General features: G+C 73.1%; 11 protein-coding genes. 8 read left to right on the top strand and 3 right to left on the bottom strand.

Annotated features, from left to right (window positions below; translation table 11 throughout):
* The first annotated feature begins 150 nt into the window (after positions 1-150).
* From ACZ4WV_RS35150 to ACZ4WV_RS35140, 3 genes are all read left to right on the top strand, one after another.
* Positions 151-756 carry a TetR/AcrR family transcriptional regulator gene (locus ACZ4WV_RS35150; RefSeq protein ID WP_465753121.1) on the top strand — a complete coding sequence of 202 codons (606 nt, stop codon included), beginning with the start codon at positions 151-153 and terminating at the stop codon, positions 754-756.
* A 114-nt stretch (positions 757-870) separates the two neighbouring features.
* Positions 871-1,494 (top strand): DUF4188 domain-containing protein, encoded by a 624-nt coding sequence (locus tag ACZ4WV_RS35145; protein ID WP_465753125.1) that lies wholly within the window; start codon positions 871-873, stop codon positions 1,492-1,494.
* A 35-nt stretch (positions 1,495-1,529) separates the two neighbouring features.
* A complete protein-coding gene (locus tag ACZ4WV_RS35140; protein WP_465753119.1) occupies positions 1,530-2,216 on the top strand; it encodes a C39 family peptidase in 687 nt (228 codons plus the stop codon).
* Here the strand turns inward: ACZ4WV_RS35140 and ACZ4WV_RS35135 are convergent.
* Positions 2,186-3,037: an SCO6745 family protein gene (locus ACZ4WV_RS35135; RefSeq protein WP_465753117.1), complete on the bottom strand. Its 852-nt coding sequence runs from the start codon at positions 3,035-3,037 to the stop codon at positions 2,186-2,188. The genes ACZ4WV_RS35140 and ACZ4WV_RS35135 overlap by 31 nt on opposite strands.
* Positions 3,038-3,372: 335 nt before the next feature.
* On the opposite strand from ACZ4WV_RS35135, the gene rpe reads away from it, so the two are divergent.
* Both rpe and ACZ4WV_RS35125 read left to right on the top strand, forming a co-directional pair.
* Complete coding sequence (gene rpe / locus ACZ4WV_RS35130; RefSeq protein WP_465753115.1) at positions 3,373-4,056, top strand: ribulose-phosphate 3-epimerase; 684 nt, start codon at positions 3,373-3,375, stop codon at positions 4,054-4,056.
* 232 nt (positions 4,057-4,288) lie between these two features.
* Positions 4,289-5,248: a pirin family protein gene (locus ACZ4WV_RS35125; protein WP_465753113.1), complete on the top strand. Its 960-nt coding sequence runs from the start codon at positions 4,289-4,291 to the stop codon at positions 5,246-5,248.
* A gap of 776 nt (positions 5,249-6,024) precedes the next feature.
* Here the strand turns inward: ACZ4WV_RS35125 and ACZ4WV_RS35120 are convergent.
* A complete protein-coding gene (locus ACZ4WV_RS35120; protein ID WP_350743506.1) occupies positions 6,025-6,390 on the bottom strand; it encodes a hypothetical protein in 366 nt (121 codons plus the stop codon).
* A gap of 575 nt (positions 6,391-6,965) precedes the next feature.
* Between ACZ4WV_RS35120 and ACZ4WV_RS35115 the strand changes: the two genes are divergently transcribed.
* The 3 genes from ACZ4WV_RS35115 to ACZ4WV_RS35105 all read left to right on the top strand — a co-directional run bounded on the left by ACZ4WV_RS35115 (position 6,966) and on the right by ACZ4WV_RS35105 (position 9,947).
* Positions 6,966-7,364, top strand: a complete 399-nt coding sequence (locus ACZ4WV_RS35115; RefSeq protein ID WP_465753111.1) for an STAS domain-containing protein — start codon at positions 6,966-6,968, stop codon at positions 7,362-7,364.
* A 719-nt stretch (positions 7,365-8,083) separates the two neighbouring features.
* Positions 8,084-8,365, top strand: a complete 282-nt coding sequence (locus ACZ4WV_RS35110; RefSeq protein WP_465753123.1) for a helix-turn-helix domain-containing protein — start codon at positions 8,084-8,086, stop codon at positions 8,363-8,365.
* A 136-nt stretch (positions 8,366-8,501) separates the two neighbouring features.
* On the top strand, positions 8,502-9,947 hold the full coding sequence (locus tag ACZ4WV_RS35105; RefSeq protein WP_465753109.1) for an MFS transporter: 1,446 nt from the start codon (positions 8,502-8,504) through the stop codon (positions 9,945-9,947).
* 165 nt (positions 9,948-10,112) lie between these two features.
* Here ACZ4WV_RS35105 and ACZ4WV_RS35100 read toward each other — a convergent pair whose 3' ends face one another.
* Positions 10,113-10,823: a hypothetical protein gene (locus tag ACZ4WV_RS35100; protein ID WP_465753107.1), complete on the bottom strand. Its 711-nt coding sequence runs from the start codon at positions 10,821-10,823 to the stop codon at positions 10,113-10,115.
* Positions 10,824-10,931: the final 108 nt, after the last annotated feature.

Raw genomic sequence — 10,931 nt, 5'->3', positions numbered from 1 at the left:
GAGCGACATCCAGGGTGCGTTCCCCGCCCGGACTGGGGTTGGGGGGGGGGGGCCCCCCCAACCTTTGGGGGAAAACCCTGGGGCCTTCCACACCCCTGGGGCCCCCTTGCCTCTGCCCAGTCCGCCCCCGGCTGTGGTAGCAAGGCAGGCATGAGGGAGCGGGAGGCCTACCACCACGGGGCGTTGCCGGAGGCGCTGGTGGCGGCGGCGTTCGAGGTGTTGGACGAGCAGGGGCAGGAGAAGGTGAGCGTGCGGGAGGTGGCGCGCCGGGCCGGGGTGTCGGCGGGTGCGCCGTTCCGTCACTTCGCCGACCGGCAGGCGTTGTTGACCGCGGTGGCGGACCGGGTGCTGGCGGACTTCGTGCGGTGGCAGGAGGCGGAGGTGGCGGCCGCGGAGGCGGCCGGGGGCTCGGCGATGCGGGCGCTCGGGCTGGGCTTCGTCCGATACGCCATGCGCCATCCGCGCCGGTTCGAGCTGGTGCGCTCGCGGGTGTTCACGGCCGCGCGGGATCCGGAGCTGCGGGAGCGGCTGGACGGGATGGACCGGGCGTTCGCCGGGCTGATCGTGGCGGACCAGCGGGCGGGCCGGCTGGGGCCCGGGGATCCGGAGCTGGTGTTGCTGTCCGGGCAGGCGCTGGTCTACGGGCTGGCGCAGATGATCGTGGACGGGTACCTGCCGGCCGAGAAGGCGGAGGAGCTGGCCGTGCAGGTGCTGGACACCTTCCGGCAGGGAATCGCCAACAGGCCCGAGCGGTAACGCGATTGTGGCTGCGGCGACCCTTGACCGGCCCACCGCGCCTTGATGTAATCACCGATTACATGCAGAGCGGGGAGGCCGGGAATGTCCATGGGAACCACGTTCATACGCTCGATGTTCGCCAAGCCACTGCCGGGCTACACCACCGCCGCCGAGACCGGCGACACGGTGGTACTGCTGATCGGCATGCGGATCAACCGGTTCTGGGCCGTGCACCACTGGGCCCCGGTGATGTACGCGATGCTCCGGATGCTCCGCGAACTGCGCCGCAGCCCCGAGCGCGGCCTGCGCGGCCGGATCCTGCTCACCGCCTCGCCGCGCACCTACTACGTCGTCCAGTACTGGGAGTCCAAGGAGAAGCTGTACGGCTACGCGAGCGCGCCGGACGGCTTCCACCACACCGTGTGGGGGATCGCCAACCGCATGGTGCGCGAGGGAAAGGTCCGCCGGCACGTCGGGCTCTGGCACGAGACGTACATCGTGCCCGAGGGCGGCTACGAGTCGATCTACTTCGACATGCCGCCGTTCGGCCTGGCCGGCGCCACCGGGTCCTTGCCGGTGGAACAGCGCGGCCGTCACGCGGCGCAGCGGCTGGCGCACCGGTCCGCGACGGCGGGAACGCCGGGGGAGCCGGGGGAGCCGCTGAAGGCGGGGGAGGCGGCGGAGTCACGGGGCTCGGCGAAGGCGGAGGAGCCGGCGAAGGCGGGGGAGGGCGTCGGCGCGCAGGGAGTGTCGTGAGTCGGACGGCCGCCCCGGCGTGAGAGCGTCGGGGGATGGTCGATCAGGGCGGCGCCGCGCGGCCGGCGCGGGTGGTGCACGAGGTGCCGTACCGGGCGCAGTGGGAGTCCGCGGAGCTGGTGCGGGAGATCGTGGACGGTCACCTGAACGCGGCGGAGGACCCCCGGTGGGGGCAGTCCGGGGCGGCCACCCCCGAGGAGTACGCGTGGTGGTCCTGGCGGTTGTGCGGGGTGGCCTGCCTGCGGATGGTGCTGGACCACTGGTGGGGGGTCACCCCGACGATGATGGCGCTGGCCGGTGAGTGCATGGCGGCGGGGGCGTACGTGCGGGACGGCGAGAGCCTGCGCGGGCTGGTCCACGTACCGTTCGCCGACTACGTCCGGCGCCGCTGGGGACTTGCCGCCGCCGCCCGGGAGTTGACGCCCGAGCAGGTGGCGGACGAGGTGGCCGGCGGGCGGCTGGTGATGGTCTCGGTGCACCCGTCGATCCGGGAGCCGAGCGGTCCGCCGCCGGTCCGCCGCGGCGGCCACCTGGTGCTGGCGGTGGGCGCCACGGACACCGCGCTGCTGATCCACAACCCCTCCGGCTTCCCGGGGGAGTCGCAGGCCTTCGCGCGGGTGCCCTGGCACTCGTTCGGCCCGTTCTACGCCGGGCGGGGGATCGTCCTCGGCCCGCCCGGCTCGGGTGAGCGTCAGGTGTTGTCCGGCAGCCCGGCCGGGTAGAACGGCAGTTGGCTGCGACAGAGCGCCGCGATCGGCTTCAACGCGGCGGCCAACTCGTCGAGTTCGGCCCGCGGGTAGCCCTCCCACACCCGGGCGGCGGCCAGGTCGGTGGCCGCCTCCAGCGACTGGTGGCGGATCCGGCCGAGCTCGGTCACCGTGCCGGAGGCCGTCAGCCAGCCGCGCTCGACCAGGCGCCCCTCGGCCGCCTCCCACTCGGCGTCCGTCCAGCCGCGCAACGGCTGGAGCTGATCGCGCCGCATGTCCATCGCGCAGCGCATCACCAGCGCCTCGCAGCCGTCCAGCCCGGCCGCCACCAGCGCGGCCACATGGCCGTCCCCGCGGTGCTCGCGCATCACCGTGGCAGCCTGCCAGAGCCGCTCGTACAACCCGCTCGGCCGGGGCAGCGCGGCGTTGGCGGCCGCCAGCACCCGGCCCGCGCAGTCCAGGCGGGAGGCGGTCCGCTCCAGGGCGTCGGCGACCAGCTCGACCTGCTCCCGGTCGACGTGCTCCAGCAGCCGGGCCAGCGCCGCCGCGGAACCCTTCAGCCGGGCTGTGAGGGTCTCCTCCGGGCTCGCCAGCGACCACACCGAGGGCAGCGCGCGCTCCACCATGGCCGGCGCGAAGTTGAAGAACGCGGCGACCACCGGCGGCGCCTCCACGGCACCCAGCGGGGCGGAGCGGCTGGCGAAGTACCCGCGCCAGGCCCCGTGCAGCCCGGCCTCCTCGAAGGCGGCCCGGCCTTCGGGCAGGAAGTAGGTGACGCCGTGCACGGGCTCGAAGAGCCACCAGAGCGCGCGGGCGGGGTGGACGAGATCGACCATCGGAAGCCTTCCTCGGGCAGAGCTCCGGGCGGGCACGGGGAGCTCGACTGATCGGGACGGTCCCGCGGTCGCGGCGGCGGATGGCGAGCCGTTCGGACGGCGTGGGCCGCTCAAGTGCTGATGACCACGGCGGCGGGCTTGGAACCCCGTACGGAGTGTGATGACGGTCACGCGAGGGCCGCGGGGTGCGGTCGCGGGCGGCGCGGCGCGAGATGATGGGACGAGGTGCCGCCCGGCGACGGGCGCGCCTGTGGGCGCAAGCCCTCGCAAGTCGTGGCAAGTCCTCGCAAGTCCCCCGTAAGTCCTCGCAAGCTCTCGTACGAAGGTAGTCGGTCATGGCCCAGATCAACCCCAGCATCCTGTCCGCGGACTTCGCCCGGCTCGCCGACGAGGCCGAGGCCGTCCGGGGTTCCGACTGGCTGCACGTGGACGTCATGGACAACCACTTCGTGCCCAACCTGACCCTGGGCGTCCCGGTGGTCGAGTCGCTCGCCCGGGCCACCGACATCCCGCTCGACTGCCACCTGATGATCGAGGACCCGGACCGCTGGGCCCCCCAGTACGTCGAGGCCGGGGCCGGCTCCGTCACCTTCCACGTCGAGGCCGCCGCCGCGCCCGTCCGCCTGGCCCGCGAGATCCGCGCCAAGGGCGCCCGGGCCTCCATGGCGCTCAAGCCCGGCACCCCGATCGAGCCGTACGAGGACCTGCTGCCCGAGCTCGACATGCTGCTGATCATGACGGTCGAGCCCGGCTTCGGCGGCCAGGCCTTCCTGGACATCATGCTGCCGAAGATCCGCCGCACCCGGGAGCTGATCGCCAAGCACGACCTGGAGCTGTGGCTGCAGGTCGACGGCGGCGTCTCCGCCTCCACCATCGAGCGCTGCGCCGAGGCGGGCGCGGACGTTTTCGTGGCCGGATCGGCGGTCTACGGGGCCGAGGACCCGGCCGAGGCCGTCCGCAAGCTGCGCGAGCTGGCCGACAAGGCGAGCGCGGACGCCTGGTGGTCCTGCGAGCACTGAGCTCGGCCCGAGGCGGCGCGGTCGGACGTGCCGCGCGGGGGTGGACGGACGGTGCGGGGCGGACGGGCGGACGGGCGGCGTGCGGCCGCACGGCACAGTCGGATGGCCGGGCGCGGGTGGAAGAACCTCGCGCCGTGACGGATGATCGGTGACGACGCACCCCTCCCCCCGGGGTCTCCCCCCCCCCCCCCGTCGCCCCGGCCGGCCCTCCTCGTACGGTGGTGGAACCGCGATGAGCAACCTCGACCTCAAGCCCGCCCCGACCAGCTGCGGCCGCGAGGCCACGACCGGACCGGTGAAGCATCTGCTGACCGGCCGTCAAGTCCCGCTCGGTGAGAGCACGGTGGTCCGCCGACTGCTGCCCAATCTGGGCCGCCGAATGGTCGGCGCCTGGTGCTTCGTTGACCACTACGGCCCCGACGACATCGCCGACGGGCCGGGCATGCAGGTGCCGCCGCACCCGCACACCGGCCTTCAGACGGTCAGCTGGCTGCACCAGGGCGAAGTGCTGCACCGCGACAGCCTCGGCAGCCTGCAGACCGTCCGGCCGTACGAGCTGGGCCTGATGACCTCGGGCCGGGGGATCTCCCACTCCGAGGAGTCCCCGCGCCCGCACGCCCGCTACCTGCACGGCGCCCAGCTCTGGGTCGCCCTTCCCGACGCGCACCGGCACACCGCCCCCGCCTTCGAGCACCACGCCGAACTGCCCGTGGTCACCGCCCCCGGCCTGCGCGCCACCGTCATCCTCGGCACCCTCGACACCGCCGCCTCGCCCGGCACCACCTACAGCCCGCTGGTGGGTGCCGACCTCGCCCTCACCGAGGGCGCGGCCCTCAAGCTCCCGCTGGTCCCCGACTTCGAGTACGCCGTCCTCGCCATGACGGGCCGCGTCGACGTCGACGGCACCCCGGTCGAACCCGGCTCGATGCTCTACCTCGGCTGCGGCCGCCCCGAACTCCCCCTGCTCGCCCGCGCCGACGCCTCGGTGCTCCTCCTCGGCGGCGAACCCTTCGAGGAGCGGATCCTCATGTGGTGGAACTTCATCGGCCGCACCCCCGAGGACATCGCCCAGGCCCGCGCCGACTGGACGACCGGCACCCGCTTCGGCCACGTCCACGGCTACGCCGGCCACCGCCTCCCCGCCCCGGAGCTGCCGGCCACCCCACTGAAGCCCCGCGGGCGCGAGCGCTGACGGGGGAGCTTCCTCAGCGGGCGGGCCCCGGCTCACGGCGAGAGCCTCCCCCTTTCGAAGTCGTTGCCCCGAAGGGGTCGGCAGCCCTTCCGCGGTCCGGCGGTGATCCGGCTCGACACGCTGGACCGCGAGCCGCCCCTCACCCGCAAACTCGCCGGCCTTCCATCCCACAGCATGCGCAGGTCGGCGGGGGAGCGGGGAGCCAAGAGGCCGTCCACTAAGGCGCGGAGCCCATCCAGGTAGGTGTCCTCGGGGGTCACTGGCGCCGATTGGTCCGCGACCCGTGCGAGGCGGGTAGCTCGCTCGGGTCGAGATCGGCGAAGACTCGCTCCCGGTAGGTGGGCGTGCTCGTCCGCCCACCGCCGCCGTGCTGCCGTCGTCCGGACCGCGATCTCACCGGCGGTGTGGTACCAGACCGCGCGGTACGGTTTCGGGCCGACACCGCCGTGATCGTCCCCCGTGGCCGGTGGCACCGCCGCGATACATCGCCCGCCGTTCGACAAGACTGCTGCCTCCGGCCGCGGCGACTGTGATCGATCCGTCCCGTCCCCCTGTCGACCGCTCTCGGGCAGTCCAGTTACCAGGCCCTGTCAGGCCCCCCGCCGGCGCGCCCTCGCCCGCTCGGACGGCCTGCGGCCAGCCCACTGCCTTGCCGGAAGGGGCGGTACGGAGAGTTCGCGCCGGCTGGTGATGGGTTCTGTTCGGCGGTCAGAACGAAGAGGGGTTGCCCGCCGGTCCCCCGTGCGGCGGGCAACCCCGGTCGGGGTGATGGAGCGTCAGGGGCGGTCGAGCGTGATCGAGTTGATCGGGCCCAGGTCGTAGTAGACGCCGTTCTGGGCCGGGATGTCGTACACGCAGTCCGCGCCGCCCGAACCGCGGCACAGGTGCGCGTGGGCGCCGCCGGTCTGGTTGTTGAGCACCCAGTGGTTGCCGTACTGGTTGCTCAGGTTGTGGGCGCCGTAGCTGTAGTAGACGTTGGTGGGGGAGACGGCCGGGTTCTGGTTCTGCGGGTAGATGCAGACCGCGCCGGACGGGCAGCCCGCCCAGGAGCCGTCGGCGGCGCCGGCGCTGCCGGTGCCCATCGCGGTCAGGGCGGCGGTGGCGAGGCCGAGGGCGGCCAGGGCGTGGGTGATCCTGCGCATGGGGTGGTTCTCCCTTGGCTGGTGCGGTGGCCCGGCGGTCGACCGAGCCGATGACCGTCAGCCTAGGAACGCGCCGGGTCCCGCGGTCCCTGACATTTGCCAGGGGCGTGCCGCCTTGCGCCGCGAGCGTCAGGGGGGACGCGGGGTGTGTGGCCCGCTCAGGGTTTCGGCGGGCAACGTGCCGTTGCTAGGGCTGAGTTGGGTGGAATCGAGGGGCGCGCCATGGTGGTGTACACGGGAGGGGAGTCGTGGGCGTTGTGCGGAGATGAGAGGCATCCGGACCGCGAGCGCCCTGCCGTGGAGTGCTGAGGGCCGTCCTCTCGACGCGCGGATCGTGTCGTGACCGGCCTGCCGGGGTGTCCGTCGCGTCGGATCCGTGAGCCGGTACCGCCTGGCGGGCGGAGCCGGGATCGTGCCGGTACCGCTGGCGAGGTAGGGTCGAATTGGACCGGTTCCGTCACAGTGGCGGACCGGGCGCCCGTCGGCTGTCGCCGCACTGTCTCCCGCATCCGCGGATTCGATGCCTCGGCCCGCCCCCCGGTCGGTGGAGCCTTCGGTGGGCTTGGAGGCGTGTCGTGACTGTTTCCCGAAACCGCGCCGGCTTGGTACTCATGGGCCCGGACGTCAGGATCGCGATCGCCCGCGTGGGTGCTGCGGTGGTGTGCTCGCTGGCCGGTGACCTGCACCTGGACAACGAGAAGTGCGTTCGGGACGCCTTGAACCGGGTGCTCGACGGGGTGCCGGCGCTGCTCGCGGTCGACCTGTCCGCCGTCGGCCTGTTCACTCCCAGTGGCCTCAACGTCGTGCTCGGGGCCCGCCGCCGCGCGAGCGCCGTGGGCGTGCCGCTGGTGGTGGTGGCGCCGAGCCGCACGGTGGAGCGCGTCCTGCGGATCACCGACGCCGACCTGGTCCTGCCCGTCTATCCCAGCCTGGAGCGGGCGATGCGGCACCAGCGGCGGTCACCCGCCGTTTAGGCCCCCGTCCGGCTGGGCGCCCCGGCTGGCCGTCCCGGTTGAGCCCCATCCGTACGCGCAGGACTGCCGTGTGCCCCCCGAGGCCCGGGTCTCCCACCCGGACGGCGCAAAATCTATGTGCGCCGGAGTAGACATTGCTCCTGGACGGGTCTAACGTTTCTCTCGTAGACAGCAGTCGGCGATACCGGCCAGACACGAACTGGCTGGGGTTGTTGGACAGAAGTTCGCAGTACGGTCCGGCAGTGGAGTTCCGAAGCCAGGCAAGTGCAGGACGGCGACGGGACTGGCTGCCGGACCGGGTGGCCCGCAGGTATCAGGGGCCGCCGACAGCGGTATCTCGCAGTACGCAGTTCAGTGAGTGCGGTACCAGCAGTATGAAATGACAGGTCAGTCCAGAGGATGAATGGAGGGCACAAGCGCCATCAGGATCGCCCGGCCCGTGAATACGCCCGGGCGGACACCGCAGACCCCAACGCAAGGACGGTGGTTTCCGGTCACGCATACGCGATCCCCGCACGCCCCCTCTTCCGGGGCGGAGCGGACGTAACAGGACCGGCTCAGGCCGGTAGATGGTGTTGTTCCCCTTCGGGGCCCCGGAGCCGATACGGCGCCGGGGCCCCTCGACGCGTTCTCCCCAGAACCAGAGAGGTGCAGTGACTACAACGGCCAGCCCCAACACGCCCGGCAAACTCGACGACGACGACTACCCCGCCTACACCATGGGCCGCGCCGCCGAGATGACCGGCACCACCCCCGGCTTTCTGAGAGCCCTCGGCGAACACCGCCTCATCACCCCACTACGCTCCGAAGGCGGGCACCGCCGCTACTCCCGCTACCAACTGCGCATCGCCATGCGCGCCCGTGACCTCGTCGACCAGGGCACCCCCATCGAAGCCGCCTGCCGCATCATCATCCTCGAAGACCAGCTCGAAGAGGCCCTGCGCCTCAACGAGCGACTCCGCCGCTCCCAGCACGACCAGGAACCCACCGCGGACACCTGATCCGGAGCGGCGCCGGCCGGCCTACGCCCTTCGGGCACCCACCGGGCGCGTGAGGTCGGCCCCCTTGGCCAGTCCTCCGGCCGCCTCCCTCCCGACGCGCGGCCCTGCCGGAGGATCGGACGATTAACCCTGCCCCGTGCCTGCCCCTAACGTCGGGGAGGTCACCCGCAGGTCGCTGTCGCCTGGTCGGGCCGGCTGCGGGAGGCGGGCGCCCGGGCCGGCTCCGCAGAGGGGCGTGGACGGTGTCCGTGGCCGGGAACTTCCGCATGGCGAAGCAGCTGACGGGCGGCAGGGTGCTGCTGTGGTCGATGCTCGGGAGGCTGCCGACGGCGATGAGCCCCATCGGCACCCTGCTGCTGGTGAGCCGGAACTCCGGCAGCGTGTGGTCCGGTTCGTCGGTCGCCGGGGCGCTGGCGGTCGGTCGGCGCTCGGCGGTCCGGTCGTCGGCCGGTTGGCGGACCGGCGGGGACAGCGGACGGTGGGGCTGGTCGCCGCCCTGGTCAACGCGGCGGCCCTGGTCGCGTTGGTCGCGGCCTCCGAGCGCGGGCTCGCGCTCGGCTGGCAGGTGGCGCCCGCCGCGCTGACCGGCTTGTCGGTTCCCTTGGTGGGCCCGCTGTCGCGCAGCCGGTGGGCTCGACTTGCGGCCGGCAACGCGGAGTTGACCTCCGCCATGCTGGCGTTGGACGGGATCGTCGACGAGATCGGCTTCACCGCCGGACCGGCCCTCGTCGGCGTGCTCGCCACCGCCGCCTCACCGGCCGTCGGGTTGCTCACCGCGGCCGTGCTCTCCGGCGTCTGCGCCACCCTGTTCGCGCTGCACCCGACCGCCGCACCGGGCGTCCCTCCGTCGTCCCGCCCCGGCACCCGCGCCGCCGGCCGACTGTTGAGCGCGCCGTACGCGCTCCTCCTGGCCGGGATGGCACTGCTGGGGGCCTGCTTCGGCTCCGTCCAGGTCGGCGTCACGGCGACCACCGAGGCACTGGGCCGGCCCGGCGCGGCCGGGTTGGTGTACGGCTTCATGGGCTGCACCAGTTCCCTCGCGGGCGTCGTCACCGCCTCGCTGCCCGCCCGCTGGGGCCTGCCGCCCCGCCTGCGCGCGGGCTCGGCGCTCCTCTTCGGCGCCACCTGTCTGCTGCTCCTCGCAGACGGCGGCCTCGCGGTCCTGACCGCGGCCGTCGGGTTCCTCGGCGTCGCCGTCGCGCCGCAGATCATCACCATGTTCGGCCTGGTCGAGCGGACGGTGCCCGCCGCCCGGCTCGGCGAGGCGATGGCGGCGCTGGTCAGCGCCCTGGTCCTGGCGCAGTCGGCGGGCACCTTCCTCGCCGGGTGGGCGGCGCACCACTTCACCCCGGGCTCCCCCTTCACCGTCACGGCCGCAGCGGCGGCAGCTGCCCTCGTCCTCGCCGCCTGCACCGCGACCGAACACCGCTACCGCCGTCGGCCCGCACCGGCCCGCACGCCCGCTCCCGGGGATCCGGGGCCACCGAATGCCGGCCCCGATGGGACCGGATCTTCCGGACCGGCTCCATCTCCTCGAAGCGGCTCCGCCCCTACCAGCACTGGTCCCCTGGCAGCTCCGTGACGGGCGGCGCGCTCGGTGGGGTGGACAGAGATTCGCGACCACTCGGGAATGGTCTCGGCCAGGCGCTGTTCATGAAACCGCCGCTGGTCAGCACCCTCTGGGGCGTGTGGAGAGCGTGCGGTTCCGGTCCGCTCGCCAGGTGAGTGCTCGATAGGGAACGTCGCCTTACGGCCTCGAAGGCGTTTCCGGTGCGGGCAGGTCCAGGGCGCGGGCGAGGGCGGCGGTGACGGGGGTGGCGTGGTCGGGCAGGTTCCGGGTGGCCCAGTCTGCTGCCAGCTGGAGGAATTCGGTCAAGTCCTGCTCCGCGCCGCTGAGCAGGCGGCGCAGCTCAGCGGCGGGCAGCTCGATCACCGGGCTGTCCTCCGCCGTGTGCGAGGTGGCCCGCCCGCGTCGCCTCCATCGCCCTGGGCCGCGCCGCTCCGGACTCGCCGTGGGGTCGGGCTCGGCGGTCAACCGGACGGTGTCGCCGAGGCGTTCGGCGCGCACAACGGGATCGTGGCCGAAGGAGGCGATCCCGTCGCTGTCGAGGACGCTGAGCCAGTCGCGCCACTCGGCCAGCCCGGTGCAGCAGCCCGGCAGCAGAGTGGTGTCGGTGGTGGTGTCGGTGACCCGGAGGCCGCCGGAGGCGAAGGTGCCGTCCACGGTGAGCAGACCGTGCAGGAAGGCCCCGAGCGGGTCGGCCGGCCTCGGCGGGTGGCCGTCGTGCTCGGGGGCGATGTCGTTGCAGTCAGCGATGCGCATCACCGCCGTGCCGACCTCGGCGGGCTCAAGCGCGCCGCTGAGCAGCAGGAACCCGTACGGCTGCGTCTCGGCGACCGGCCAGAGACTGAAGCCGTCGGGGGCATACATCTCCAGAACGGGCTGCATCACGATCATCTGAGGAGTCTGCCCTAGGGACCGTCTTCAAAGATCAGATCCAGAGCAGAATTGAGGCGATGGTGACGGCAGCCTGGTAGGACTCGCGGGTCTTGTCGTAGCGGGTGG

This window comes from Kitasatospora sp. NPDC029312, assembly GCF_055569215.1.
Note: the sequence above shows the minus strand (reverse complement) of the source record. Positions and strands in the feature narration are given on the sequence as shown.